General features: G+C 57.6%; 25 protein-coding genes and 1 pseudogene. 10 read left to right on the forward strand and 16 right to left on the reverse strand.

The window, feature by feature from the left end; all coding sequences use genetic code 11:
* Nucleotides 1-78 precede the first annotated feature (78 nt).
* Both trmB and BDO18943_RS42570 read right to left on the reverse strand, forming a co-directional pair.
* Nucleotides 79-846, reverse strand: a complete 768-nt coding sequence (trmB, locus tag BDO18943_RS07510) for a tRNA (guanosine(46)-N7)-methyltransferase TrmB (protein ID WP_175021851.1) — start codon at nt 844-846, stop codon at nt 79-81.
* A gap of 191 nt (nt 847-1,037) precedes the next feature.
* On the reverse strand, nt 1,038-1,643 hold the full coding sequence (locus tag BDO18943_RS42570; RefSeq protein WP_321533528.1) for a 2-oxo-4-hydroxy-4-carboxy-5-ureidoimidazoline decarboxylase: 606 nt from the start codon (nt 1,641-1,643) through the stop codon (nt 1,038-1,040).
* 90 nt (nt 1,644-1,733) lie between these two features.
* Here BDO18943_RS42570 and BDO18943_RS07520 point away from each other — a divergent pair, with 90 nt between their 5' ends.
* Both BDO18943_RS07520 and BDO18943_RS07525 read left to right on the forward strand, forming a co-directional pair.
* Nucleotides 1,734-2,066 (forward strand): hypothetical protein, encoded by a 333-nt coding sequence (locus BDO18943_RS07520; RefSeq protein ID WP_175021852.1) that lies wholly within the window; start codon nt 1,734-1,736, stop codon nt 2,064-2,066.
* 606 nt (nt 2,067-2,672) lie between these two features.
* Nucleotides 2,673-2,855: a hypothetical protein gene (locus BDO18943_RS07525; RefSeq protein WP_175021853.1), complete on the forward strand. Its 183-nt coding sequence runs from the start codon at nt 2,673-2,675 to the stop codon at nt 2,853-2,855.
* A 347-nt stretch (nt 2,856-3,202) separates the two neighbouring features.
* On the opposite strand, the gene BDO18943_RS07530 is transcribed toward BDO18943_RS07525, so the two are convergent.
* Entirely contained in the window at nt 3,203-4,018 is an 816-nt protein-coding gene (locus BDO18943_RS07530; RefSeq protein ID WP_175021854.1) for a hypothetical protein, read from the reverse strand.
* A gap of 41 nt (nt 4,019-4,059) precedes the next feature.
* Between BDO18943_RS07530 and BDO18943_RS07535 the strand changes: the two genes are divergently transcribed.
* Complete coding sequence (locus BDO18943_RS07535) at nt 4,060-4,773, forward strand: hypothetical protein (RefSeq protein WP_144446011.1); 714 nt, start codon at nt 4,060-4,062, stop codon at nt 4,771-4,773.
* Between the two features lie 379 nt (nt 4,774-5,152).
* Here BDO18943_RS07535 and BDO18943_RS07540 read toward each other — a convergent pair whose 3' ends face one another.
* Nucleotides 5,153-6,046, reverse strand: coding sequence for a hypothetical protein (locus BDO18943_RS07540; RefSeq protein ID WP_175021855.1), 894 nt, complete (start codon nt 6,044-6,046; stop codon nt 5,153-5,155).
* Nucleotides 6,043-6,366 carry a hypothetical protein gene (locus BDO18943_RS07545; RefSeq protein WP_055320267.1) on the reverse strand — a complete coding sequence of 108 codons (324 nt, stop codon included), beginning with the start codon at nt 6,364-6,366 and terminating at the stop codon, nt 6,043-6,045. Before BDO18943_RS07545 ends, BDO18943_RS07540 begins: the two co-directional genes overlap by 4 nt.
* Before the next feature lie 204 nt (nt 6,367-6,570).
* On the opposite strand from BDO18943_RS07545, the gene BDO18943_RS07550 reads away from it, so the two are divergent.
* Nucleotides 6,571-7,140 (forward strand): recombinase family protein, encoded by a 570-nt coding sequence (locus BDO18943_RS07550; protein ID WP_175021856.1) that lies wholly within the window; start codon nt 6,571-6,573, stop codon nt 7,138-7,140.
* A 191-nt stretch (nt 7,141-7,331) separates the two neighbouring features.
* Here BDO18943_RS07550 and BDO18943_RS07555 read toward each other — a convergent pair whose 3' ends face one another.
* The 3 genes from BDO18943_RS07555 to BDO18943_RS07565 all read right to left on the reverse strand — a co-directional run bounded on the left by BDO18943_RS07555 (nt 7,332) and on the right by BDO18943_RS07565 (nt 8,754).
* The gene (locus BDO18943_RS07555) at nt 7,332-7,685 is read right to left on the reverse strand and encodes a hypothetical protein (protein WP_175021857.1); all 354 of its coding nucleotides are present in this window, start codon (nt 7,683-7,685) and stop codon (nt 7,332-7,334) included.
* Between the two features lie 321 nt (nt 7,686-8,006).
* Nucleotides 8,007-8,312 (reverse strand): hypothetical protein, encoded by a 306-nt coding sequence (locus tag BDO18943_RS07560; protein ID WP_235995877.1) that lies wholly within the window; start codon nt 8,310-8,312, stop codon nt 8,007-8,009.
* Between the two features lie 88 nt (nt 8,313-8,400).
* Nucleotides 8,401-8,754, reverse strand: coding sequence for a hypothetical protein (locus BDO18943_RS07565; RefSeq protein WP_175021858.1), 354 nt, complete (start codon nt 8,752-8,754; stop codon nt 8,401-8,403).
* Between the two features lie 76 nt (nt 8,755-8,830).
* Here BDO18943_RS07565 and BDO18943_RS07570 point away from each other — a divergent pair, with 76 nt between their 5' ends.
* Nucleotides 8,831-9,085 carry a helix-turn-helix domain-containing protein gene (locus BDO18943_RS07570; protein ID WP_076605870.1) on the forward strand — a complete coding sequence of 85 codons (255 nt, stop codon included), beginning with the start codon at nt 8,831-8,833 and terminating at the stop codon, nt 9,083-9,085.
* On the opposite strand, the gene BDO18943_RS07575 is transcribed toward BDO18943_RS07570, so the two are convergent.
* Together BDO18943_RS07575 and BDO18943_RS07580 are read right to left on the reverse strand one after the other, a co-directional pair.
* A complete protein-coding gene (locus tag BDO18943_RS07575) occupies nt 9,071-11,092 on the reverse strand; it encodes a site-specific integrase (RefSeq protein ID WP_175021859.1) in 2,022 nt (673 codons plus the stop codon). The two genes, BDO18943_RS07570 and BDO18943_RS07575, sit on opposite strands and share 15 nt — an antisense overlap.
* 269 nt (nt 11,093-11,361) lie before the next feature.
* Nucleotides 11,362-12,168, reverse strand: coding sequence for a LysR family transcriptional regulator (locus tag BDO18943_RS07580; protein WP_235995879.1), 807 nt, complete (start codon nt 12,166-12,168; stop codon nt 11,362-11,364).
* Between the two features lie 213 nt (nt 12,169-12,381).
* Here BDO18943_RS07580 and BDO18943_RS07585 point away from each other — a divergent pair, with 213 nt between their 5' ends.
* Nucleotides 12,382-14,325, forward strand: coding sequence for a tyrosine-type recombinase/integrase (locus BDO18943_RS07585; protein WP_009876631.1), 1,944 nt, complete (start codon nt 12,382-12,384; stop codon nt 14,323-14,325).
* Nucleotides 14,326-14,362: 37 nt separating this feature from the next.
* On the opposite strand, the gene BDO18943_RS07590 is transcribed toward BDO18943_RS07585, so the two are convergent.
* Nucleotides 14,363-15,331, reverse strand: coding sequence for a Dyp-type peroxidase (locus BDO18943_RS07590; RefSeq protein ID WP_020924940.1), 969 nt, complete (start codon nt 15,329-15,331; stop codon nt 14,363-14,365).
* 118 nt (nt 15,332-15,449) lie between these two features.
* Nucleotides 15,450-16,265, reverse strand: coding sequence for a substrate-binding domain-containing protein (locus tag BDO18943_RS07595; protein ID WP_017514781.1), 816 nt, complete (start codon nt 16,263-16,265; stop codon nt 15,450-15,452).
* On the opposite strand from BDO18943_RS07595, the gene BDO18943_RS07600 reads away from it, so the two are divergent.
* Nucleotides 16,223-16,516, forward strand: a complete 294-nt coding sequence (locus tag BDO18943_RS07600; RefSeq protein WP_009459591.1) for a helix-turn-helix domain-containing protein — start codon at nt 16,223-16,225, stop codon at nt 16,514-16,516. The genes BDO18943_RS07595 and BDO18943_RS07600 overlap by 43 nt on opposite strands.
* Nucleotides 16,517-16,538: 22 nt before the next feature.
* On the opposite strand, the gene BDO18943_RS07605 is transcribed toward BDO18943_RS07600, so the two are convergent.
* The 4 genes from BDO18943_RS07605 to BDO18943_RS07620 form a co-directional block, all read right to left on the reverse strand.
* Entirely contained in the window at nt 16,539-17,429 is an 891-nt protein-coding gene (locus tag BDO18943_RS07605) for a LysR family transcriptional regulator (protein WP_017514782.1), read from the reverse strand.
* A 484-nt stretch (nt 17,430-17,913) separates the two neighbouring features.
* Nucleotides 17,914-19,080, reverse strand: coding sequence for a glutathione-independent formaldehyde dehydrogenase (locus BDO18943_RS07610; protein ID WP_226929782.1), 1,167 nt, complete (start codon nt 19,078-19,080; stop codon nt 17,914-17,916).
* A gap of 515 nt (nt 19,081-19,595) precedes the next feature.
* Nucleotides 19,596-20,537: a LysR family transcriptional regulator gene (locus BDO18943_RS07615; protein ID WP_058655490.1), complete on the reverse strand. Its 942-nt coding sequence runs from the start codon at nt 20,535-20,537 to the stop codon at nt 19,596-19,598.
* 507 nt (nt 20,538-21,044) lie between these two features.
* Nucleotides 21,045-22,070, reverse strand: coding sequence for an IS110 family RNA-guided transposase (locus tag BDO18943_RS07620; protein WP_141123344.1), 1,026 nt, complete (start codon nt 22,068-22,070; stop codon nt 21,045-21,047).
* A 193-nt stretch (nt 22,071-22,263) separates the two neighbouring features.
* Here BDO18943_RS07620 and BDO18943_RS07625 point away from each other — a divergent pair.
* The 3 genes and pseudogenes from BDO18943_RS07625 to ltrA (BDO18943_RS07635) all read left to right on the forward strand — a co-directional run.
* Nucleotides 22,264-22,776 (forward strand): annotated as a pseudogene (locus BDO18943_RS07625) (IS5-like element ISPre1 family transposase); the annotation flags it as partial.
* 561 nt (nt 22,777-23,337) lie between these two features.
* Nucleotides 23,338-24,546: a group II intron reverse transcriptase/maturase gene (gene ltrA / locus BDO18943_RS07630; RefSeq protein ID WP_231582312.1), complete on the forward strand. Its 1,209-nt coding sequence runs from the start codon at nt 23,338-23,340 to the stop codon at nt 24,544-24,546.
* Between the two features lie 688 nt (nt 24,547-25,234).
* The gene (gene ltrA / locus BDO18943_RS07635) at nt 25,235-26,740 is read left to right on the forward strand and encodes a group II intron reverse transcriptase/maturase (protein WP_035834956.1); all 1,506 of its coding nucleotides are present in this window, start codon (nt 25,235-25,237) and stop codon (nt 26,738-26,740) included.
* The last annotated feature ends 70 nt before the right edge of the window (nt 26,741-26,810 follow it).

The raw sequence follows: 26,810 nt of genomic DNA on the forward strand, positions 1-26,810 counted from the left end.
AAAAGCCCGATCGGCGGATGCCGGTCGGGCTTTTTCTTGTCCGGAGCAGGGCGGCATGCGCCGCCGCGGCGGGAGGGCTCAGCTTGCGCGCTTGCGGAACACCAGGTCCCACACGCCGTGGCCGAGCCGCAGCCCACGCCGTTCGAACTTCGTCACCGGGCGGTAGTCGGGGCGCGGTGCGTAGTCGGCGGCCGTGTTTTCGAGCGTCGGCTCCGCGCCGAGCACTTCGAGCATCTGTTCCGCGTAGTTCTGCCAGTCGGTCGCGCAGTGAATGTACGCGCCGGGCTTCAGGCGCGACGCGAGATGCGCGACGAGCGGCGGCTGGATCAGCCGGCGCTTGTGGTGGCGCGCCTTGTGCCACGGGTCGGGGAAGAAGATGTGCACGCCGTCGAGGCTTTCCGGCGCGATCATGTGCTCGAGCACCTCGACCGCGTCGTGCTGGATGATGCGGATGTTCGGCAGATCCTGCTCGCCGATCAGTTTCAGCAGCGCGCCGACACCCGGCTCGTGCACCTCGACGCCGAGGAAGTCGTCGCCGGGGCGGTTCGCAGCGATTTCCGCGGTCGATGCGCCCATGCCGAAGCCGATTTCGAGGATGCGCGGCGCGTTGCGGCCGAACACCGCGTTCCAGTCGGGCAGTTCCGGCGTGTACGGCACCACGAAGCGCGGGCCGAGTTCGTCCATCGCGCGGCGCTGGCCGGTCGATACGCGGCCGGCGCGCGTCACGAAGCTGCGGATGCGGCGGTGGTGCAGCGGATTGACTGCGTCGGCGCCTTCGGCGGCTTCGTCGGGAATGGCGTCGTCGTGCGGCGGCAGGCCGGTTTCGTTCGGGTCGTCGTGCATCATCGGTGACAGAGAAAGGCTCGGTTGCGGGCGAGGGCATCGGGCGCGCGGGACGCGCCAGCGCGGTACAAAAAAGCCGCCTTCGACGAGGCGGCTGGGCGCGCGGTTGCGGAACGTGGCGACGGGAGCGGCGATACGCCGTCAAGCCGTTGATCCTTAAGGATTTCCCGTTCAGCCAACCGGAAAGAGCCGGATTATGGACTGGTTTGATCCGACTGGCAAGGTTGCGGGGGCTGCGGCGGTGCTGCCGTCGGCCCGGCGTCGACGTGCTCGGGGGAGGGGGCATATGGGGACGGGGCCGAAGCGCATGCCACATCGGCCCTCGTTTCAGCGAACGGATGCGTGGCGCGTAACCCGACGCGCTGGTCGAGCCGGCGGCGCGTGATCGCCTTGATCTGATTCAGCGCGTAGTCGCGTTCGAATGCGGTCTCGCGCGACACGCGGCTCTCGAGTTCGAAGAAGATGCTGGCCTTCGTGTAGTGGTGCACGCAGATGATGAACGGGAAGCCATGCTGCTCGCGATACGCGCGATTCATCCGTTGCAGGCGGATTTCCTCGTCGTCGGTCAGTGCGTCGAGGCCGGCGTTCGTCTGTTCGATGACCGATTTTCCCGATGAGGGAGCGTGCGTCTTTTTTCTTGGGGGGCGGGATGGTTCGGACGATTGAGTAGAATCGCGTACGCAGCGGCATGACCGGATGCGTGAGACGCGTGCGCAACGTGATGAAAATGAACAGTGCGCGTTTCGTTTCGACGGCCTGCGGCCAGAACGACAAGAAGCGATGACGGCTGCCGCGACGATTCATGCTTCGCCGGTTGTTGCGCTTGCAACAACCGTGCGAGTGGGTGCGTCGGCATGATCCGCCATCACTGGCCTTTGGGGAGAAAAGCCATGAGTGAAACAACTTCCGTGCGTCGCAAGATCGGTAGCAGCCCGGCCATCCTTGCACTCGCCGAGTGTGCGATTGCCGGCATCGTCGGTATATCGATCCTGAATGATCCGGGGGCCTTCGCGGGGGCGTCGGGATTTGGTGCGATCGGTACGGCGCTGGCTGTCGTGGTTCTGTGCGGGATCGTTTCGCTGGGCGGTCTCGTCTGGGCGATCGGTGCGTTGCTGCATGCGAAAGATGATGCCGGAGTGGACTTGGTGCCGGCCTATTGCGCGATCGTGCTTCATGGCCTGCTGTGCTTGCCCATCCTCATCGTGATGTTGCGGGCGGCATGAGGTAGGCGCCGCGTGCGTCGACCGGCCTTCGCATGTCGTTGGGCGAGGGCGGCTGGAGGTATGTGGCGGATGGGGCAGACGCCGGACGCTACGTCACGGGTGAGCTATCGGTCGATCCTGGCGCAGGCGCGCGACGGAAATGCACCGTGGCACACATTCGAGACGGATATCGCGGGAAGAGGCGCAGTGACTGCCGGAGAACCCTGCAAGCCTTGCGCGGCAGGGGTTTGAGATGTACTGGAGCGGGCGATGGGAATCGAAGCACCGTCCACGCGCCCCCGCAACACCTTGATTTAAAAGGAACATGGAGCGGGCAGCGCTACTCCATGTCGGATGCTTGTGTAGCAGTTTACCAGAGCACTGGGCTCCGATGGCGGTTTCGGCGTCGCAAGCCCGATGAACGTTCGCGGTGACATATCCTCGTGCGAGGTCGCGAGGAAGGGCCATTGCCTTGCTTGACAACCCTATAGCGGTCGGGGAGTATCGCGACCGATAATCAAATACCACGGGGATGAAATGAGGCGATCTTTGCTGGGTGTTATTTTGTGTGCGGTGGCAGTATCCGCGCACGGGTTTACCTATTACACCGACGCGCAGATATTGGCCATGAGTGATGAACAGGCGCGCGCACTGCTAGCGCCGACACAGATGGAAAATCGTGGATACCTTCAGCAGATTCGCCTTCTCCGTGAACAGGAGAAACTCAAGCACGACGCTTGTATGTTGCGCAAATATGCTTTCAAGCGAATGAGTCAGGACGAGTGGGATAACACACCCTGCGCCGATTAGCGCAACGGTTGCCATTGGCCTAATTAACTCCACTATACGGGCGTGGTAGAGCGTTTTGCGCCAGAAAGTCTCAGGCGTTGCTGCCAACTATAAGGATTGGCGATCCGCGGCCTCGATTGAAGGACGCGATACCTTGAGGCGGTCACGGATTCCCTAGGACTCTCTACCGCCGTGCGAAGTCCGACTGGTGCCCTCGTTGGTGCGTTGTAGCTGGACGTTTGCGATGCTAACAGAGTCAGAAACGGGGAGGACCGGGGAACTGCGGGAGAGAACACAGGGAGCGCTACCACGAGTAGAACCGTCGCTCGTCTCGGACGATTCGTTTGTCTGGCCGCATTTCCTAGGCATTAAACGTTGCGTTCAGAGTGCGCCGTCGCCGAATTCAGTGCTTTCAGAAAGCGCCGGGCTCCAGCCTTCGAATATGGGAGGTTTTCGACCGACGATCTCAATAAAAGCCCTTGGAGTTCAACGTAACTCGCGTCGTTCGGCCACAGATGCACACAGGCAATTTCAATATTATCGTGGACAAGGGCAAGTTCGATCGACTTGGCTCCGGTTTCGGCGGCGATAAATATTCCCCGCGCATACGTGAAACGAGGTTCGTCCGCATGACTCCACGTTGTGTGTGTGCGAGTCCGTATTATCTGACCGCGAGGGTTAACTGAAATTTCATCAGCTAGCCATGCGCTTTCCATGTATGAGCCACCCGCGAAGTAAGGACGCAATGTTCCAAGAAATAAGGTTGCGATATCCAATGCGTCTTCTACTTCGTCTAACGTCGGTTTGTAATATTGGTGTTCTAGGACATTTCGCAATTGCGCAATTTTTTTTACGACTCTGGGGGCCAATAAACCCAATGCTTTGAGCCTTTCAAGTCGGTCTGGAAAATTACGCGGCTCCGGCAGTCCCAGCGCGTGCAGCACGCCAAAAATTTGGCAATCAATGGCTCGCTTGGAGTTTGCTAAGCTGTTCACAAGGCCACGAGGGCCGCCGAGACGCAGATCCTTCTCTGCAAACGTAAGATAGTTGTCAGGGCACAAGGGGGTTGAATAACTGAGCATCCCAAAGGACTTGGGGTCTAGTGTGGGGCTCTGCCAAGATGGCACGAACCCACTGAGGTATTCTTGTAAAGCCGTCGTGCTCGAAGAGGGCGCCTCATGCATGATTAGATCGCTGCAAGTCAATAATTGCTCGCCAATACTATATGAACATCAAGGTTTCGACCACCACATTAGCTACTCAAGCGCCAGCAGCCGTCGAACGCGGAATCCCGTCATTGATCGATGATGCAATTGCGCTTGCCATGGAATCTGAAGTGCACGATAACTTCGACCTCCGAAATACGTTGGCGCGTGCATCGATACTCTCGTCAGTGCTCTTTTTAGAGGCGTGTGCCAACGCTTGTCTCGACACGTTGAACCTTGGACGTCGATTTTCTGAAGAGGTCGATCGCTTATCGACGGCCGGAAAGTTCGACTTTTTTCTCAGACTGCACCCGCGCTCGAAGCCTCTTGATCGATCGCGAAGCGAATTCCAAGGATACGCAGAATTAAAAACACTTCGCGATGCATTTGTTCATCCTAAAGCGCAAAAATATGATTGGATAGAGTGGTCAGAGGAATCGTCGGTATCAACCTCGCCAAAGAGTGCAGCTCTCGGGATAGCAAAAATTCCTGCATATTGCTCGACCCAAGACGCGATAGTTGCTCTCCGCGCAGCCCACCGCTTTGTCGGCTATGTGCTCAGAGATTGCGCGAAGCTTAGCAGCGTTCGCGTGAGCGCTCTCTTCCATTCGGAGGCGGTCGTTCCTGATCTAGCGGAGCAAGTGAGGCCTTGCTTACACGCGAGCGTCCGCAGATGGTTGCGATCGAACGACATTGACGTGAGTTATATGAGGATTAGTTGGATATCCGATTAGCTATTGCTTAATGTTCTCGACTTCGCACTCGCTGCTGAAAGCAGGAACGCTATATGCCGTGGACGAGCGGGAGCGCGCATATGTGCGCGCCTTTCCGTGCGGAAAGGCGCGAAAAACCCAGCAAACCGGGACGTATTTTTCTTTCCGCGAGCTTCCCATTCCGGAGTCTCCCTGAAAGCGGAGAGGGGGAACCCAAGGGCGGCGTCAGCCGCCCATGGTTACTCGGATACCTCGTTACTCGGTTACTGGCTACAGGCTATGGAGCGGGTTTTCTTGTAAGCTATTGATTTTATTTGAAAACTATCGGGTCAACTATCCCGTGATATATCCCTGCAACCATCCCGGAATGTATCCCGGATACTATCCGCAGTTCTGCGCCCTACTGCGAGAGGCCCAGGTGCTTTTTGATTGTATCGACCTTGCGTTTCATGCCCCGCACATCGATGGGCTTTGTCCCGCGCATCCTAGCGACAAGTGACGCTAGCTCGTGCGCTGGCGCGTCAAGTCCAATCAGTTCCATTGCTACGCGCACGTCGATCCAGTCGTCGATGTGGCTACGCACGTTCCGCTGACGACGTGTTGCGTTGTTGAGGGCGCTGCGCCATGCAGCCTTGGATCGGTCGATACGCTTCCACTTCTCGCGGATTGAGTCGGTCTGTAGGGCAGCAAGTTCTGCGGCGAGTGCGTCATCGATGCCTAGCGCTTGGAGCTTTCGTTCGCCCGTCCACTTAGCACGCGCAAACTCCGCGGCGCCCTTGAAATCGAACGACTCGCCAGTGAAAAGCTCACGAAAGTCCAGTTCCGTGTCGATCACATAGCGGTGCCCACGTTCGTGCAACCAGTGGCAATCGATAACTTGCCGGTCTCGCCCTAGATACTCATCGGGGCCACCTGCGGCGCATGTATGGGCAGGTTTTGGAAGTGGCCGAAAGCGAGGGGCGATCTTGCCGCGCCGGTTGAGCGCAAGACCGAGTTGACCGATTTCCACGCGGTGCTGCATGTAGCGCCCAGATGTCGTCGGGGAGGTGAGTGGGCCTGTCAACTCGCGTAGCCTGTCGAGGAGTATGTGGTCGTCTACTTCAGTCAGATGCTCCCATCCATCGCACGGAAACTCGTATGCCCGCGTCTCGGTGCGGACCGCAATGCTAGCCGGTCCGACGAGTTTGAGTTGTGACGCACCCGAGTGCGTCGGTATCGGTAGATCGTCAAGCAGCGAATCCAGATCGTCTCGCGCCTGCAAAGTCGTGTCGTGCTGGATCGCTGCGGCGTTCATTTCGATACCCCGGCCTCGCTTAAGCTGCGCTCAAACCGGTCGCCGATAGTCTCGTAACCGGGCGCAATGCGCTTGATTCCTTTGACGAGATCATCCGGGCCGTAGCTCGCGAGGAGGTTGGTGCCCAGCGCCCATTCCTTGCTGTCGCGCGGAAGCTGTTCGAGCCATGTTCGCAGTTCCCACAGTTCCTCGATATGTGAGGACAACAAACGATTGACGATGCCGGACTCGGTGAGTTCAGTTGCGTCGGCAAGCCAAGAGAGAAGGTCAGCGGTGGACGTATCCACTGCCAGAGTGATGCGGCGCTTGTCAGTAGCCATGAGTCAGTTCCAAAAGAGTGATGGGGAAACAACAGAACAAACTATATCACACCAGTGTGACAAAGTGTGATTGATCGGGCGCCGAATAACGACCGGTTTCCGACACCTCTCCGGCAGCGGGTGCCAATGTGTTGAAAATATAGCCCTTGGCTTTTCCAACAGGCCATCCTAACCTGGCACCGTTTTCTAACAGGGGCGGACAGGATGAAGACCTTCGGATATGGGCGGGTGTCAACCGGCCAGCAAACAACAGAGAACCAGCGACTTGAGCTTGAGGGTGCCGGGTTCGCGATTGACTACTGGTTCGCGGACCACGGGATCAGCGGAAAGACCTGCGCCAGTGAGCGCCCAGAGTTCGGGCGATTGCTCGACAAGATTCGGGACGGCGAAACGCTCGTCGTCGCAAAGCTCGACCGGCTCGGGCGTGACGCTGTGGATGTGCTGCAAACCATTCGGGCACTCGAAAAGCGGTCAATCAAAGTAATCGTGATGCAGTTGGGGCAGACCGATTTAACGTCACCTGCGGGGAAATTGCTGCTCACGATGCTGGCGTCTGTTGCAGAGATGGAGCGCGATCTACTGGTTGAGAGAACGCAAGCCGGACTTGCTCGCGCACGTCAGGAGGGGAAGAAGCTCGGCAGACCGTCTAAAACCACGCCAGAACAGCGCCGCGAGATTCTGGAAGCGGTAGGGCGGGGCGAGTCGGTAAGCGCCATTGCACGGGCCTATGCGGTCTCCCGTGCAACGATCAACGCTATTCGGGATGGAATTTAACGGAAGGTTCTCGACCGCATATAAATTTCCACATGAAGCTGAGAAGTTTGCGCTGACCAATAATCTGCCAGGATCTTGGTGGCCGTAGACTAGGGCGCATTTGGCATTGGTGCTCGCCGGGACGTCTCAAGTCTAGTCAAGCCTCCCAGCGAGACGAGCCGTTATTGATTCAATGGCCTATCAGGCTATAGTCAACCATGCTCGTCGATAAATTGAGAAAATTCTTCGTCGTAAGTTACAAGAAGCTCCGCAAGCTCTTCCAAGGAGTTGAAGTGACAAATGCACCATTGATAGAAGAAGGGGTTATATATCTTGTCGACTATTCGATAGCAGTCGCTCTCGTCCCTAAGATCCTCGATAAATAACACGGCGTCGCTAGGATTTTTAAAGAGCTTTCTCGACCAATTTTCTGGCTCTATATCTGTTTTGATGATTGACTCGGCGAGAAGAAAAAGAGCGCCTTCCATCTCCCCTTCGATTTCTCTATAGAGTTCCTTCGCCTTCGATCCAAAATTTCTGTAGTCCTCGATTACATGGATAGCCATTATTCCTCCGCTTTGTGTGATTGGCTCGCCGTTGCGGCGTGCTTGGGAGGAAGAAGGTTATAAACCGGAGGTAGGCTTTTCAATAGCTCTGGTAGGCAACGTTCATTTTTTTAATTCAATAAAATCAATGAGTTGCGAAGCGAAATTCGCGAGCCTAAAAATTGAGCAGGCGAACGGTAATAATTACATGGCTGCGGTGACCCAAAATGCGACGCGCTGGGCGTATGCGGCCCGGTTTACCGACCGGTTGATGGTGCCCATGCTAGTGCTAGGGCAGCGGTGCGCCAAAGCGCGCGCCGCCCTTCGTGGATGACCCCGGCACTACCGGGTATTGACCTGTCCGCGACTTTGGATGCGGATCATTTTGCCGTCTTTGTCGAAAAGGATTGCAAGGTTGGACGAAGTGCCACCGATCACTGACGCTTGCGAATACATCCATTGTTGAAGCGTGCCGCCGTTCGGCATAGCGTTGGTCGCCGTCGGTGTGCCAAGCTTCTCTTGCGCTTGCCGCATCGTCGTCACGCCCGGAACGAATTGGTCGGCGTCGTGGATGTCGAACTTGCTTCCCATCGTCATGCACGCGGACAGGGTAAGGGCCAGGGCGCAAGCCCCGAGCTTCTTTATCATTGGTCAGGTCTCTTTCTAGATATGGCGGGAGGTGGACAAACGCAACAAGACGTGCCCCGCGTGTGTTGCGCTACGGCAGCGTTGCGTTTCAGTATTCGGAAGCGCAAACCTTGTAGACGGCGCGTTGCAACTGATCCGGTGTGGCGTCGCGTTGACGTTTGTAAACCAGATCGAGTGAGCCCATGTAGAGTCCGCGGAATTCGCGCCGCCACTCGGGCTTGATCGTTTTGAGGCTCGTTTCGAATTTCGCTTGCTCCGTCGCATAGGGAACCCCATCGTCCCTGTCTCGAGCCATCTCCAGCGCCATCCGACTGATCTGCAAACAGATGCCCTCGCTGCCAGCCCATGCCCGGTTGGTCGCTACCGGTCCGCATATCAGCGCCAGCAGCAACGCTACGGAAGCGCGCGTTGCGCGCCGATGGTTTGCATGTGGTTGTGTCATTTATAGGGTGGCTACTTTTAGGGTGGCCATTATTAGGGTGTGGTCGCGATTATACGCGCCCGCCAACATCCCACGGATGACGGCAAACACATCACTCAGGAATCGCTTTGGGGCGAGGGTTCGAGAACTGCGGAAAGCTACGACCGGGTTGAGCCAAGAGGCTTTCGCCGACAAGTGCGGCTTCGTTCGCAGCTATATGGGGAAGATCGAGACGGGCAAGGCGAATCCATCCTTGGACTCGATTCAGACAATTGCCGATGCTCTCGGCGTGCCGGTCAAGACATTGTTCGAGGAAGACGGTGCGGAGGGCGCACCGTCAGTTCAAGACTAGGGGCTCGTCAGCCCGCGTGCCGCTGGATCCACGACGCACAAGTTCCTTCTGACGCTTGGCACATTCAATGGCCCGGATGCCGTCTGACGCAATGAATGGCGCGATGCCGTTTGCCTCACGGAAGGTAAGCCCATTGATGACTGCGGCCAACTGGTCCGCATCCCGGTCCTTCGCATAACGGTTCCAGCTTTCAGTGTCTCCGCGCTGATGCCCTGCTATTTGCGCCATCACCCGTTCCGGGGTGCCCAGACGTTCGGTTGCGGTCAGGAACGTGTGTCGGAACGAGTGAAACGTCTTCATTCCGTTTCGTTCGATGCCGAGCGTTCGTCCCAAGAATCGTTCATTGAACCAAGAACTGGCGGGTTTACCGTAACCTTTTACCGCATCTCGTTTGAGTTCCGGAAATAGACGGGTGTAGCCTGCTTTGCGAAGCGTCTGGACGTATTCCGGCAGCCCGAGTTGGACGAGCCTGTCATGTAGCGGGACGACGCGTAGCGCATTGATCGTCTTGAGAGACTTGTCGCTCTCGTCAACTTTGTCGGGCCCCATGAGGTTGAAATCGAGATACCACGCGCCGCCTTCCGTCTGGTGGATGTCCGACAGGTATAACTGGCAGAGTTCGTTGATTCGTCCGCCAGTGAATAAACCGAGCAAGGGCAGCCAGTAGTAGTGTGGGCGCCAAGTGGTCCAACCCGTCCGGTTGAACGAACCCGCACCGGTAGCAAACCAGTCCTGCGCGAAGATCAACGACAACTCCTGCGAGGTAAATGCGTGTCGCTCGTCCTGAGCGCGCGGCGCATTGAACCGCCCATCGCCACGCTTGTAGTCGGATGCGGGGTTGAACCGCAGCATGTGCTTGCGCTCGCCGAATGCGAGGATCTCGCTAAGGCGTCCAATGTGCCCCTTGATCGTCGCTTCCCGCTTGAGTTCAAGTCCTTCGCGTTCCGCAATGCGGATTAAGTCGTCGAGCGACTCGGTTCCGAACCGGCGCTTGGCTAGATAGATGTCGGAAGGTAGTTGCGCCAAGCGGCTGGCGTATTGGTCGATGGTCTCCAGTTCGATTTCGCCGAGTTCCGGGTCGCCCATGAGGTCGCGAAAAAGACGTGCTTCTGTTGTCATGCGCCGGGTTTGATCCTCGCCCCATGTGCGACTTCGTGCGTAAAGCTCGAACAGGTCCCAGAATCGTTTCTTGCCATGTTTGGCCGTGATCGGATCGAATACGACCGGCGTTGGTTCAATGCGCGTCGGCAACCCGGTTGGGACGGCGCCAACGGTCGCTGACGGGCTTGGGACGGACAATGCAGCTATGGATGCGCTCGAAATGATCGACGGCGGTGGCAGGGCGACAGTGGAGGCAGGGCTGAGTGATGCAACCAGCCGGGCGCGAACCTTTGTGACGGCCGTTTTGTAAACGATGCAACGAGCGAGGTCGATGGCTATCGGGTCGTCAAGAAAGATGCCCGCTGACTTGCCGTCTCGGAACACACCTTCTTGTGCCGCCCCGGCGGTGATGACCTGTTGCAGCGTGGCCCGCCCGTCGAGGACGCGCACGGTTCCGGTGTGGACGGTTCGCTCGCCGTTGATCTCCACCTCGTTCCAGATGAATTCGCCGCCGAAGTCCCGGTCCAGGTCGTTGAGGACGGGCACCCGCCAGCAGGATTGCCCGTGCAGGTGCGTGAAGACCGGCCCGCCATCGTTGAGCAGTTCATTCGCCAGCGATTCCGCCTGCATACCGACGGTCCGGGCAGCCTCGACAATGGGAATCATGCCCTCGCCGTCAAGCAACGGGTTTCCTGCCCGCAGTTTTTCGATGTCCAACGTCATGAAGTGCCCGCGCCAATGCGACTGAATCTGATGGGCGACGAGTTTAGCGGCTTCCCAATCCCGGAGGCGGGTGGACGCGTGAATTTCGTTCTTGCCGACTGCTGAGCGCAACCGCTTGGGGACGACGAGACGGACGACGTAGATGCCGCTGGGGCGACGATAGAGGCAGGAGGTTTGAGCCACCGTAGGAGACCACTGTAGTAGTGGTGCGGTGAAGCTCGTGAGACATGCACTTAGCCCGTTGGAATCAAGGAGCTAGGTGATGTGTGGAGCGGGCGATGGGAACAAATCCGCGCATCCAACCCATTGATTAAAAATGGGTTTTCCCGGTTCGTTGCACTGCAACCGGCCAGTAAGTGTACCAGTTCCAGCCATCTGGCAACAGACGTGTGTCCACCGCAGTCTACCTACATCTACTGGAAGCCATGGCTGGTCCATCGGGCACGTTGGCCTCAATTACTTGCTGCGCTGCCGCCTTGCGAGCGCAGGCGGGCAATGAACCGCTCCAAGGACGGGGACAACGTGTCATTGCTCAGGCGCAGCAGGTAGGTATTGATCACAGCCGAATCCACCGCCAATGGCCGAGCAACCACATCAGTACGCTGACTGGTTGCCATCCTCGCCGCCGTGGTGAAGCCAATGCCGTAGCCTGCTCCGACCAGCGTAAGCATCATGTCCAAAGACGACGCGTGCTCGACAATGTTTGGCTCCCGCTCCAAGGGTCGCAGAAGACGTGTCAGCTCGCGACAGTAGCCCTCGCACACCTGCGGGTCACACAGGATCAACGGGTGCTCCCCGAGCTTGTGAAGCGGTATCTCTTTATGAGCAAGCAATTCATGGCGGATCGGCATGGCGATCACCAATGGGTCTTGCCAGATTGGTTCGGCACATATGCCATCGCCAACTTCGGCCGTGTGAGCGAACCCTATCGTGAAATCGCCGGACCGCAGCCCACGCAACTGCTCAGCCAGCGGGACTTCGGACAGCCGTACCTCAATCTCGGGCTCATCCTCACGGCAATGTGCGAGGAACGCAGACAGCCGCTGATCGGCTGCGCCATCGGATATGGCGATGCGTAGGCTGCCTTTTTGACCGGCTGCGATGGCCCTGACGTTCTCTCTGGCCTGGTCCAGAACAGTGAAGAGTCTGCGGATATCCAGCAAAAAAGCAGCGCCTGCCGGAGTCAGCCGAGTTCCGCGTCGATCCCTGTCGAAAAGACTGACCCCCAGTTCGTCTTCCCGCTCCAAATTTTGATCCACAGACTTCTACTGGGGTCTGTAGGTCATTGAAAAAAGGAGCTTCGGCTCCTTTTTTCATTCCAGCGAGTGCCACGGAAATCCACCCACAGCTACCGTTTTTGAGTGACCAAATAAGGCACAAGAATACGGGTGGGTCGGCTACCGGATAGTTGCTGGGGCTGAGCGGGGACCATGACGAGCATAGGGCCTAAGTCATTACTTAGGAGTCTCGAAATGGCGCTCTCTGATCTGACCGTCCGGCAGGCGAAGACCACCGGAAAACGCTACACCCTCTCCGACAACGACTGCCTGGGCCTGATGGTCTCAGCCGCAGGCGGCAAGTCATGGCAATTCCGCTACTACTGGCTGGGCAAGCAAAAGCGCCTGTGCCTGGGCGGCTATCCTGCTCTCAGCCTGCGCGAGGCCCGGATCGAGCGAGACAAGGCCCAGGCCCTGCTCGCCAGGGGGATCGATCCTCAGGTCGAGCGCGACCAGAAACGGCACGCGGCCAAGCTGGCGGGCGAATACACCTTCAAGACCGTCTTCGATGCCTGGGTCGAGCATCGCCGCAAGGAACTCAAGGAAGGCCGTCAAAGCACGCTGTCGCAGATCCTGCGCATCTTCAACAAGGACGTGTTGCCCACCCTGGGAAGAATGTCGATCTACGACATTCGCCGCCCCCAACTCCTGGGCGTCTTGGCGGCGATCGAGAAACGCAAGGCGTTCACCACCGCCGAGAAGGTCCGCACCTGGTTCAACCAGTTGTTCCGCTATGCCCTGGTCATTGCCGAGGGGTTGGAAGTCAACCCGGCCGCCGACCTGGACGTGGTGGCAGAGCCCAAGCCCCCCGTAGCCCACAATCCCTACCTGCACCTGCCCGAGATGCCCGAGTTCCTCCAGAAGCTCCGGCTCTACAACCCCCGTGGCTGGCAGACCCAGCTTGGCGTCCGGCTGCTGTTCCTGACCGGGGTGCGCACCGGCGAACTGCGATTGGCCGAACCCGAACAGTTCGACCTCGACAGGGGCTTGTGGATCATCCCACCGCAGATCGTCAAGCAGCTCCAGGATGAAATGCGCAAGGCAGGGAAGCGGCCGCAGGATGTGCCCCCCTATATCGTGCCGCTATCCCTGCAGGCCATCGAGATCGTGCGCTATCTCCTGGGGGTGATGCGGCCGGCGCAGAAGTACTTGCTGTCACACCGCAGCGAACTCAAGAAGCGCATCAGCGAGAACACCCTCAACAAGGCCGTGCAGCTCATGGGCTATGAGGGGCGCCTGACCGGCCACGGCATCCGCGGCACTATCTCGACGGCGCTCAACGAGATTGGCTACCCGAAGATTTGGGTGGACGCGCAGCTTTCCCATTCCGACCCCAACAAGGTGAGTTCGTCCTACAACCACGCCAAGTACGTTGAGCCGCGCCGTCGGATGATGCAGGACTGGGCCGATCGGCTCGACCTGCTCGAACAGGGCGAAGTGGAAGCCGCGAGCGCGCATCTGACCATCCGTATCGACGGGGTGCCGGCGATGGCAGAAGTGGAGGAAGCGGTGGATGCGACCCTCGCGATGGCCGAGCCCACTCCTCCCGGCGTCCCGCCCGTCGTGGCCACGCCTATTGTCGTAACCCCGAGCAACGGCGGCATCACGTTCCAGCGGCTGTCTCAGGTACCGCCGCCTCCGACGCATGCCCCAGAGCCGGAAGTGTCCGCGATCCAGCGCGAGCGCGAGGAAATGCTGACCATCTACGAGTCTCCAAGCAGCTTGCCGGTCCCGCTGTTCGGCAAGCTGGCCGGAAAGTCCAAGGACCAGATCAACCGCGAACTGAAAGCGGGCAAGTTGCTGTCCATCAGTTTGGGCAATCGGGGGCAGCGTGTTCCCGATTGGCAACTGGTGCCGCTCAAGCACAAGCTGGCCCAGGTGCTCATGAACCAGTGCCCGCACGCGGATTCGTGGGATCTGTACCGCATGCTGACCCAGCCGCACCCTGACCTGGGGGACCGCGCGGCCATTGATGCGGTCACGCCGACCAACGTGCCGGCGATCATCCAGGTCATCATGGGCGACTACCAGCACTATGCGGATATGCCCGAGGCCATTGCCCCGTACCCCATCCCCGAGGATGTGCGGCAAAGCGTTCGTCGGCTGGTGGATAGCGCAGTAGTTCTAGACGGAGCATAGGGCTCTCAAACCTTGCAGGGGCCTTGCGGCCCCTGCATTACGCTTGCACCGCCTCCACGAGTTCGCTCAGCGTGCGCGGTGCGGGAGCGAAGAACACGGCGCCGGTGTGCGCCGTCGAGAAATCGAGCAGGCGGTCGTGCATGCCTGGCGGATCGCCGAGGAACATGCGCTCCAGCATCTTCTGCGTCACCCACAGATGCCTGGAGTAGCCGATGAAGTAGGTGCCATATTCGCCCTGGCCGGGGCGGCCGAAGGGCATGTTGTCGCGCAGGATGTCGTGCTCGGTGCCGTCGTCGTCCACGATCGTGGCGAGGGTCTTGTGCGATTTCTGGCCGCTCGTCGCGTCGGGCAATTCGACATTGCTGACGATCTCCCGGCCGATGATCCGCTCTTGCTCGTCCTTGGCGAGCCGAGCCCACGGCTGCATTTGGTGCAGATACTTCTGCACCACCAAGTAGCTGCCGCCGGCGAACGCCTGATCTTCACTGCCGACCAGCGTCGAGGCGCCGATGTCGTGCCCGGTCGGGTTGGCCGTGCCATCGACAAAGCCAAGCAGGTCGCGGGAGTCGAAGTAGCGAAAACCGACCACCTCGTCGGCCACCGTCACGCTGCTGCCCAGTTGGTCCAGCAGCAGGCGCTCGAATTCAAAACAGAGGTCCTCGCGTTCGGCACGGATGTGAAAGAACAGGTCGCCGGGCGTGGCAGGCGCGGTGTGCTTGGCACCCTCGATGGGCACGAAGGGCCGTAGTTCCTTCGGGCGCTTCCCGGTCTGGAAACGGTCCCATAGCGCCGATCCCAGTGCAGTGATGCACGACAGCCGGCCGTTGAGATCGCGGAAGCCCACCGTTTTGATCAGGTCGTCCAGCCCGTCCAAGACGCCGGCGACCGCCTGAAGGGCCTCGTGGCCCTCGGCGACTGTCAACGTGAGAAACACCGCCGCGCGCGACAGCGGCGCATCGATGCTTTGCGAGTCAATTGGTACTCGATCCCAACCACTTCCAACCATTCGTGCCTCCAAAGACCATGTTAATTCATCATATTGCCAGAGATGGAAGCGCTATCACTGGCGCGCTAACAGGCGCGTGCCGCTGCAATTACCCGCACGCAGCCTCGGCGAGAGCGGGCTATGGGGTATTCGAGCAAGCCGCCCTGTCCCTGGCAACCAACATTGCCCTGTGCTCGAACCGCTCAGAAACAACATTGGCTCGTCCGTGGGGCCGCTGCAGATATGTCACGATCTCGTAGGGGCCGTCTGAAAGCGGTCGCATAGTGATCCCCCACGCATGGGCACGCTCAATGCGCGATTGCGCGGAGAGCCCCACTCCGTAGCCAGCGGTCACCCAAAGCGCCATCATCTCGAACGAAGTCACGTGCTGAATGCTCTGCTGGCTCAACGGAAGAAAGGACAGTCGCTGATCCAGCAGTAGGCAAGCCTCCGCCGGCCAGCGAAACACCGGATAGTCCAGAAGCTCGGCAAGCGTGATCTTCGCCTGGGCAACTAAGGGGGACCCCAGCGGCACTGCAACAGCCACGTTCTCCACCCAGAGCGGTTGGCTTTTCACGGCCGGAGCACCAGCGTTCCGAAGCGTCATTCCAGCGTCGTAGCGGCCTTCCTCAAGGCCCGTCAACAGATCATCGGCTGAGGTCTCAAAGAACGTGATGGTGACTTCTGGTTCCTCCGCGCGCTGTAGGGCAAGAAGCGTTGTGAGGCAAGAGGATGGCACTCCGGGCGCGATAGCAAGCCTGAAATGGGAAAACTGGCTGGTGGCGTCATGCATGAGGGCCCCCAATAAGCGATCTGTCCAGAAAGGCAAACCAGCGTTGCAGGAAAGAGTGAAGTTTAACGTCGTTATCTTTAACGTGGTTAATTGTGGCAGATTGTTTGACGCTTCTGCTAATGCAGAAATCAACAATTCAGCCAGGCCGTCCTTCTGGCACATCGACGTATGAATCCGAGTCGGCGTTAGCCTTCGGACAGGCCGTGCGCGCTGCGCGCGTCGCTCAAGGAGTCGCGCAAGACGAGTTCGCATCTCGGGCAAGCATTTCGCGTTCTCACATGGGTAAGATCGAGCGTGGTGAGCACGTGCCCACGCTTCCGCTCATACTGAAAATTTCTACGGCACTTGGAATAAGCGCGGCTGACCTGATGACGGCGACCGAACGCAATCTGCGTGCCGACACTGATCCCTGAGTGTCTAGCCTGCCAGGCTCCGTCAACCGTCCGAAGAGTCGCGAAGGCGAACGATAAATCGCTCCACCGAAGCCGATAAATTGCCGCCGTCGGGCCGAAGCAGGTAGGTGGTGATCACGGCAGAATCCATCGCCAAGGGGCGGATCACCACATCCGGCCGTTGGGAGATGGGAATCTTGGTCGCCGTCATGAAGCCGATGCCGTAGCCGGCGCCGACCAACGTGAGCATCATGTCCAGCGAGGACACTTCCTCGACAACATTCAGCTTGTGCTCCAACGTGTTGAGCAGCCGCTTGAGTTCGCGGCAATAGCCCTCGCATACCTGCGGGTCGCACAGGACAAGTGGATGGCCTTGAAGTTCTTGAAGTGGCACCTCCTTGTAGGTGAGCAATGAGTGACGAGCTGGCACCGCAATCACCAGCGGGTCGTGCCAGATTGGTTCGGCAGCGATACCGTCGCCGACATCGCCCGTGTGCGCGAACCCGATCATGAAGTCGCCCGAACGCAAGCCACGCACTTGCTCTGCCAGAAGCACTTCTGACAAGCGTATTTCGATCTCCGGCTCCTCGGCGCGGCAACGAGCCAGAAATGCCGACAGCCGTGGATCGATAGCCCCATCTGATACAGCGATGCGCAGGCTACCGCGCAAGCCCGATGCCACAGCCTTGGCATTTTCACGAGCCTGTTCCAGCACTGTGAATAGACGGCGAACATCTTGCAAGAAGACCGCGCCCGCCGCCGTTAGAACTGTTCCTCGTCGGTTTCGGTCGAAGAGCACTACGCCCAACTCGTCCTCAAGTTCCTTGATGGCTCGTGATAGCGGTGGTTGTTCGATATGCAGGCGCTCAGCCGCCCGCGTGAAATGTAGCTCCTCAGCAAGAACTACGAAGCAGCGAAGATGGCGCAGCTCCATAGGCCACCCTCCCGTTCCGACTTATCCAACACTGTGCTATCTCCCTATAGAAGTGACTGCCATTCTGGCGGCGGCGAGTTCGGCCACATCATTGGAAACTTCTGGCTGAATGAGCCAGGGCTGGGTTGACCGTGCGATGGCCCGAGGCAGGCACAACACCAGGCGAGCCTGATCAAGTCCGTGGGGTGATAAGGATCAGACGAAGGCTATCTCCAGCCACGCACGTCAATGGATGCCGTGCATCGTCCCCGTCTGACCCTTGGCCGATTGCGAACCAAGCGCTTGAACACGCTTGCGGTTGATCATCACCTGCGGATTGCTGAGGCTCTGCTCCTGGTCCGAGCCAAGGCAAGTACCCTGGGGCAGACGGCAAATGCCGGCGAAAATATTCGCCGGCTCCAGTTGCTGCCCGGAGACTGGCGGGACCAGAATGCCTCTCACCAGAAAGTGTGAGACATCCTGATGCTTAGCCCGCGCCGGATGCTTAATGCCGCACTGAACCATGCGGGTCGATGACGTACTTGTATGCAGAACCCGCGTCGAACTCTTTGTACGCGGCGGGCGCGTCTTCGAGCTTGATGAACTTAGTGTTCATCATCGGCGAAAGGTAAGGCATGCGATCGTTCAGTATCGCCCGCATTAACGCGTGGTTGTAGTTGGCCGTCGGAGATTGACCAGCCGACATTCGCGGCGACTTGATCCAGGCGTTGGACCATTCCAGATCCATATGGCCTTTCTTGGCTTTCGGGTCTTTCGAGATCGGGTTTGCGCAGTACACACCGACCGTACTGGTCATTCCGCCGAAGCGGACATATTTGAGCATTGCGTTGGTAACAGCGCTCTCCACGATCTTGTCAGCCTCCGCGCCAAACCCGCGGCAGTCCACACCAACATAGTCGATGACGCGATCCACCTCCCTGTGCCCGGTAATGCGTTCGAGATGCTCCTCGATCGGCACGCCGTCGGAAAGGTTGATGGTTTCCACGCCGTGTGGCTTGAGAAGGTCCAGCCGCTCTTGAATGTAATCGGCAACGATGATGGCGCCTGCACCCAGAAGTCTGGCGCAGGCGGCACCCGCTCTGCCGACCGGCCCGGCACCGAAGATCAGGATGTTTTCGCCGACGACGTAGGCCGGCGCGGCTGGCCAGTCTGGGCCAGCGAACCCATGGAAAGCTGTGGGTAATACGTCAGAGAGAAGGGTCAGGTCGCGGATTTTTTCCATGGCGGCATCCTTGTCAGAGAAGCGAAGGAGATTGAAATCCGCATACGGTACGAAGAGATAATCACCTTGCCCCCCCGTCCAGCCACCGAGGTTGAACCCGTAGGCTCCGCAGTCGATTTCGGGGTTGGTGTTCTCGCATACATCGGAGCGCATATGCTTGCAGTTGTAGCAACGCCCACACCCCACATTGAAGGGAACGGAAACGATGTCGCCCTTCTTCACGACTTCGACGTCTGATCCCACTTCGATCACTTCGCCGGTCATTTCATGGCCCATGGTCATTCCCTTGGGAACAGCAAACGAACCGCGATAAATGTGAAGGTCGCTGCCACAGATATTTGTGGTAACTATTTTGAGGATAGCGCCATGGGGTGCGCTTTTCCCTTGAGGGGTTATCAGCTCTGGAAATTTGAAGGTGTTGACCTTCATTTCCAAGGGCTTCTCGAAAGTCACGATTCGGTTACCGGTCGGAGTCATTTCGTCACCTCTGTGCGTTAATGTTTCCATCTTCTAAATCGAAGTGGGAAACGAAATTTACCGCTGTCAAGAAGAACGATCGTGGTATTGCCTAGCCGTTGGCCGCGTCTCCTTCTGCGGTCTTGACAGCATCGGATCAAGCTCAGAAGTGGTCAAACTGGAATAATCTATGTGCAGATAGGCACGATCTATCTACGCGGGATCGTCGAGCCGTGCTCGTCTCCTAGCCGGGAGAGGGCAACGATCATCGCTACATCGCGCCTCCTAGCTTGATCTAGGAACAGTCAGCTCGACCCAGCGAGACATGAGGAGGCCGCATGCAGCAGGTACTCCTGCCCCCCCGAGTTGCCCCTGGACCTAGTGGCCTTCGATGGGTTGCTCAGCACGTGGCGCCTGTTAGCGGCGCACACGGCATGCCTGCAATCTTCGCCTGGTTGAAGCAATACAGAGTTGCTCTTCAAGACTCGCTATTTCAGGGGGCTTTGAGATGAGTCTGCTTTGGGCTGGAACCGACGATGGATCGATATAACGGATTGAAGAGTGGTGGCGAGTTCGGGGGTGTGCACCATTTCGAGCAATGCACGCGATGACGGTGCCTCGAACGCATTTTTCCCAGCAACGAATCCGACATTTGAGTGCGACATTGGTCCATTGATTGCGATTGCGTGGAGATTTGGAATGTGCGCGAGTTGGCCGGCGAGAGATTGCGGAAGAACTGCCGAATATTTTCCTGTCGCCACGTGTGCCGATAGCACGTCAATTGAATCAGTGCGAATAGTCTGCGCGGTACATTGCATCAGCCTATCTTGAATGGGTTCAGGTACTGCCGAGTTCAGCACGCAGAGTTGTCTATTGAGAACATGGTCCCACGTTGTGCTTCGGGGTTGCTGTGTTCTCGCGGCGTGAAAAAGGAAAATGCGTTCACGGTACAGAAGGTGAGTATCGAAGTCTTCCCCTGGGATATCCTCCAAATGCATGAGTGCGATATCCAAATTGTTTTCTCGAATCGCCTGTAGCAGGGAAGAAGCGCCGGAAACCAGAACTGATTGTTGAAGTAAGGGTGTTTTTTCAGCAAGGGCGATGCTTAATGTGGGCGCTACACCGGCAGTTCCTGGGAGTATCCCTAGCCGGAATTGCCCCTCTATACCTCGCCGTAGTGCGGAGAGTTCTCGCTCCAGCCCTTTGCAGTCGTCATACATCTGCTGAGCCCAAGACAGTACGCGCATCCCTTCAGAAGTGAGGCCGTCATAGCGTCGGCCATGACGCACGATCTCGACACCCATGTCTTCCTCCAATTGCTTAATGCCCGCGGAGAGTGTCGGCTGAGAAACATTGCAGCTTTTGGCCGCGTTGCCAAAATGGCCTTCACGGTGCAAAGCAAGCAAGTATTCAAAGTTTCTTACGATCATATATTTTCTTCTGATAAAGTTGATTGGATTTTATACTTTCACGAAAAACCCTGCGCACGCTTCGATCCGCGTCCAACCTTGGGCACGTAGCTGGCACGCATGAAAGGCTGCCGCGCGCAGTGTCCATACAGTAGGTTCGACTCGTCATCGACGGTCAGCACCACAACGCACGGGACAGCCAATAGCGCGAACACAGGTGCTTTGCGCTGTGGGCGAGTCGTCCTCATGTAGCTTAGGGAAACTTATATGGACGCCTCCCGAAGCTCAATGGGGTAGTCATGCTGACGTATAGGTAGGAGCAGTCTTATATCCGGCCTGTTTGTGCAGGCCGACAAGCCTACTGGCCCTGATGGAATCCGCTGACGAGGCCCTCATCTGAAAATCGAGCTGATGGTGTGCCCATAGCTCATATTCCCTACCAGGTTTACCTCGTCACGGTCTGACCTATTTCGCCATCACGTATCTACCGCGTGCGCTCCTTGTGAAGCCTTTTGTCTATAAGCTTTTTCAATGCCCTACAGGGCATGCCGTAAAGAGTTCTGCGCGATATCGGGAGCCTTTGACCAGCACAGCCCAAACGGTTCTCGCGAGTTTATTGGCAACTGCGGCCACCACCACGTTATACGGTCGCCTGGCAAGCAAGCGCTCAACCCACTCAGACTTCTGCCCCCTGGCAATGATTGAGCGGGCACCATGCATAAACAGTGTTCGCAGATAGGTGTCACCGCGCTTGCTCAGCCCCAGTTGCCGAACTCGACCACCTGTGCCTGTCTGTCGAGGAACCAGTCCCACCCAAGCGGCAAACTGCCGACCGGAGCGAAAGGTTTTGGCATCGCCCAGCGAGGCAACTGCGGCTGTGGCCGTCAACAAGCCTACTCCGGGGATTTCTGCAATTTTTTGACAATCGAGACGCTCACGCATGCAGTGTTTCAAACGGAGTTCAATCGCTTGGATTTCTTCGTCCAGCCGGATTACCCGTGCCCACTGCTCGCGCAGACTTTCCAACAGCACATGGGGTACTTGATTTTCCGCATCGACGAAGGCGTTAGGCACCGCCTTGGTCAGCGGGGTGTAGCCTTCCGGCAACACAATCCCGAACTCATAGAACAAGCCGCGCAATGCATTGCTTTGCATAATGCGAAATTTCAGCAGTTGAGCGCGGATGCGGTGCAGCGAGAGGATGGCCTGCTGATCAGCTTGTTTGATTGCGACTTGGTGGGCGTCGGGCTGCTGCACTGCTGTCCATATCGCTTGGGCATCAGCCGCATCGGTCTTGTTCCTGAGTACGAATGGGCGTACCGAGCGAGGAGCCAGTAAGCGCACCTCATGCCCCAACTGCTGAAGCTGGCGCGCCCACCAGTGCGCACTGCCACAAGCCTCCATCGCTACCAAGTAGGGCTGACGCTCGGCGAAAAACGCCAAAACCTCTTCACGCCGCAGCTTGAAACGTTCGATTTTTCCGGAGCGCTGATCGACGGTATGCAGTTGGAAAACCTTCTTGGCGATGTCCATACCAATCACACTCTGTTTCATGGTGGATCCTCCTGTTAGAGGTGTTCTTGCTGTTCACACGCGTTACTTTGACACTTGTATATCGGGGCCGCGAGATCCGCTTGTCGTGCACAGTGCGGCGGTCGGCCCGCTGCCGGGGGGAGGCGTCCATACCATCTGAAGAAGACTTCCAGATTTTGGCAAAATACCCGGATTCCACCCGCTGAGTTTCCCCATGAAGCAGATGACCTTCGCTGACGCCGAGTACGCCGGTAAGCGCAAACAAACCCGCAAAGAGTTGTTCCTGATCGAGATGGATCGGGTGGTGCCGTGGAAGGGTTTGATTGCCTTGATCGAGCCGCATTATCCCAAGGGTGAAGGCGGTCGTCCGGCCTATCCGCTGATGGCGATGCTGCGCGTGCACCTGATGCAAAACTGGTTCGGTTACAGCGATCCAGCGATGGAAGAGGCGCTGTACGAGACCACCATCTTGCGCCAGTTCGCGGGGCTGAGCTTGGAGCGTATCCCCGATGAAACCACCATCCTCAACTTCCGTCGTTTGCTGGAGAAGCACGAACTAGCCGCCGGCATCTTGGCTGTCATCAATGGCTATCTGGGCGACCGAGGGCTGTCGCTGCGCCAAGGCACGATCGTCGATGCCACGCTGATCAATGCGCCGAGTTCGACCAAGAACAAGGACGGTAAGCGCGACCCGGAAATGCATCAGACCAAGAAGGGTAACCAGTACTGTGTGTCACGAACACAGGTCGTATGACCTGTGATGCTGTACCGAAGATGGAAGTAGGCCTTCCGAAGTCGGCTTGCAGGAGCAGGCTTCAAACCACCCGGTGCTGCTGCATCCAAAAGGTGCGGTGGTGAGCAACCGAGGAAAAGTCATCCCATGATGATGGCAGGTGAGTATGGAGAAGATGAGCGAAAGCAAACCGTCCGATGACGCATCGTTATTCCCTAAAGTGCTGTCGAAACTGAGGTTGAGTACTGGCTTCAGGACGAGTTGGGGCGTTACCTGCTTACGGCCCCAGTGGCAGCCGGTGTAAAGGCGGCATGATCTCCATACAGGCTTGGGTACGGAACGTGAGAACCTTGTTCCAGATGCAAAGGAAAATGACAAATGGCTAAAACCATGAGGAAGAATACCAATGCTGGAATGAGGGGCGGAGCCTCCTGTAGTAGTGATGAAGCCTTTGTAATGAAGGCGGAGCGAAGGGGAGGCGTTATCCTGTCAACGAACGCTGTCAACCTCAGGGGATGAGTGGCGTGAGTTCGAACAAACCTTACAACATAGCGCGTGATATGGGAGGCCTATCAGCAGGTCAGAACCAACCGGGGAGCTGCTGGAATCGACGATGAGACCATTGCCGATTTTGAGCGGAACCTGCCGAAGAATCTTTACAAGCTATGGAATCGAATGTCGTCGGGGTCTTATTTCCCGCCGCCGGTCAAGGTTGTTGAGATACCGAAGGCATCGGGGGGTATACGCAGGCTGGGAGTGCCTACGGTCAGCGACCGTATCGCACAAACTGTAGTCAAACTCCTCATCGAGCCGAAGCTGGATGCGCTTTTCCATCCGGACTCATATGGATACCGACCAGGGCGTTCAGCCAAACAGGCCATAGCGATCACACGCGAGCGCTGCTGGCGATACGACTGGGTGGTGGAGTTTGATATCAAGGCGGCTTTTGATCACATTGATCATGAACTGCTGATGAAAGCGGTGCGAACCCATATCAAAGAGGACTGGATACTGCTGTACATCGAACGATGGCTGGTTGCTCCGTTCGAGGCAGCAGATGGCGTTCGCATTCAACGCGAACGTGGCACCCCGCAAGGCGGCGTGATCAGTCCCATGCTGATGAATCTGTTCATGCATTACACCTTTGACGCTTGGATGCAACGAAACAGCCCAAACTGTCCTTTTGCCCGGTACGCCGATGATGCGGTAGTGCATTGTCGTAGCGAGAGGCAGGCAGAACACGTGATGCGTTCAATCGCTTCACGTCTAGCAGTTTGTGGTCTCACGATGCATCCCGAGAAATCGAAAATCGTGTACTGCAAGGACAGCAATCGACGCGCGGAGTATCCGCATGTGAGCTTTACCTTCCTTGGTTTCACTTTTAGACCCAGGAAGGCAATCGGCCAACAGAACAACCTTTTCACCAGCTTCCTGCCGGGAGTCAGTGCGCAAGCGTTGAAGCGGATGCGGCGAGCAGTGCGCGAGTGGCGGGTCAACCGCCAAACTCACGTGACGCTGGCTGCTGTGGCTCGGCTTTACAACCCAGTGATACAAGGTTGGTGGCAGTATTATGGCGCGTTCTATCGGACGGCCATGCTTGGCATCTTTCGACATATCGATAGCGCACTCAAGCGTTGGGCCGGTCGTAAGTACAAAATACTTCACGGGCGCAAGCGGCGCATATCTCAATGGTTGGACACGGTGCAGACGGCTGCCCCTCGACTGTTTTATCACTGGCAAGTAACCGAGCAACAGGTTGGATAACGGGAGCCGTATGACGCGAGAGTGTCACGTACGGTTCTGCGAGCGGCTACGGGGGCAGTTCCTGTGGCCGACTCACCACTTCGGCAGTGCGACCTGAAAGTCGCATGGGTTTCTGTTCCGCAGGTTAACGCCCGACGGAACCGATTGTTCCACCACTCGTTCCCTACCCAGACAGGCGCGGCCGGTAACAGCTGGGTCTGAAGCCCTGGGGACAATGTAACCGCCGATTTTCGGTAGGTCGAACCGTGAGGCCAGACTGAATCTGCCAGCATCAAGGCGGAGAGGTGCTAGGGATGAACGGGTACGGCTAACACACGTGAACCTCATATAAACGTCGTCAAAATAGCCAAGCCAAAGATGCTGACAGGCTTGAACCAAAAGGTAAGCGGACAGGCAGGGGGTCTTACCGATACCCCCTCGTGGATGTGGTGCCGCCGGCGAAATCGAGGAGCCCGACCCGTTCGGAAATCCATGTGGAACAGGGTAAGCCCGTAGCGCTGCCGGTTTCGGCAGGTGAGCTGTAAAGCAAGCTGTTGGTGCTGCGGGTAAAGGAATGTGGAAAAAGCGAAGGTCGCCCTGTAATGGGGCGAATACAGGTTGAAAGATCATCTGGCGCGAAAGCGAGCAGACTTCCACAAGGTCTTCCATGGCGAAACAACCTGATCAATCGTTGTACGGAGGAAAGCAGATGGTAGTGCTCACATCCCATGCACAAGCACCGGCGGGCACTGGTGCATCTTCGAACTTCGAGTCGGTCTGGCCCCTATCCTGGTGCCAAATCGAATCGCAAGTGAAACGACTCCAGGTACGTATCGCCAAGGCAACACGAGAAGGCAGATGGGGCAAGGTGCAAGCCTTGCAGCGGCTGCTGACTCGCTCGTACCGCGGCAAGATGTTGGCCGTTAAGCGAGTGACGGAGAATAGAGGCAAGAGAACACCGGGAGTTGATGGCAAGATCTGGTCAACCCCTGTGGCCAAATCGAAGGGAGTGAAAGCGTTACAGCATCGGGGCTATTGCCCTCAACCGCTGAGACGTATCTACATACCCAAAAGCAATGGCAAGAAGCGCCCGCTGGGAATTCCAACGATGCGGGATCGCGCAATGCAGGCACTGTGGAAACTGGCACTTGAGCCGGTTGCAGAAACGCGTGCGGATCCAAATTCGTATGGATTTCGGCCGCAGCGATCCACGGCCGATGCAATCGCACATTGCTTCAATGCACTGGCGAAACGCAGTTCGGCGCAATGGGTACTTGAGGGCGACATTCGAGGCTGTTTTGACAATATCAGCCACGATTGGCTGCTCGCCAACGTACCCATGGATAAAGCGGTTCTGCGTAAGTGGCTTCGAGCCGGGTATGTCGATCAGGGAGCCTTGTTCGCAACGGAGGCAGGAACCCCGCAAGGGGGAATCATCTCCCCGATACTTGCGAATTGGACGTTGGATGGGCTGGAACATGTTGTCCACACAAGCGTGGCTTCGACGAACCGAAAGCGACAGCCATTCAAGATACACGTCGTAAGATATGCCGATGACTTCATCATCACGGGAACTTCGAAGGCTATCCTGCAAAGTCAGGTTCGACCTGCAATTGAGGCATTCCTGAAAGAGCGAGGCTTGGAACTCTCTGATGAAAAGACTCACATCACGCATATCTCGCAAGGCTTCGATTTTCTGGGCCAGAACGTACGTAAGTACGCTGGCAAGCTACTCATCACTCCGGCTCGCAAGAGTGTGAAAGCGCTTCTGGATAAGGTCCGGGAAATCACAAACGGAAACAAGGCGGCGATGCAAGCAAACCTGATTCAGGTCCTGAACCCGGTAATCCGGGGGTGGGCCATGTATCATCGTCATGTTGTCGCTGCCAAGCGTTTCGCGTGGATCGACCATCAGATTTGGCGAGTGTTATGGCGCTGGGCTGTCCGCCGGCATGCCATGAAAAGTGCCCATTGGGTAAAACAACGATACTTTCGTGTAGTGGGTCAACGGCACTGGATTTTCGCCAGCAAGGAAAAAGTACGTGGCATGAGTCAACCCGCTTGGCTTTTTGCCGCAGCCAGTGTTTCGATTGTTCGGCATATCAAAATATGCAGTGCAGCGAACCCGTTCGATCCGGCATGGACGTCTTACCTTGAGCGCCGAAGAGCGCATTGTCAGGTAGCCCGGTCTCACTCAGGCTGCTGGAAGGCTTGAGCCGTATGAGGGGTGACTCTCAAGTACGGTTCTTAGGGGAGGCAGGAGTGGTAACACTCCTGCTTTACCC

This window comes from Burkholderia aenigmatica, from assembly GCF_902499175.1.
Lineage (GTDB): Bacteria > Pseudomonadota > Gammaproteobacteria > Burkholderiales > Burkholderiaceae > Burkholderia > Burkholderia aenigmatica.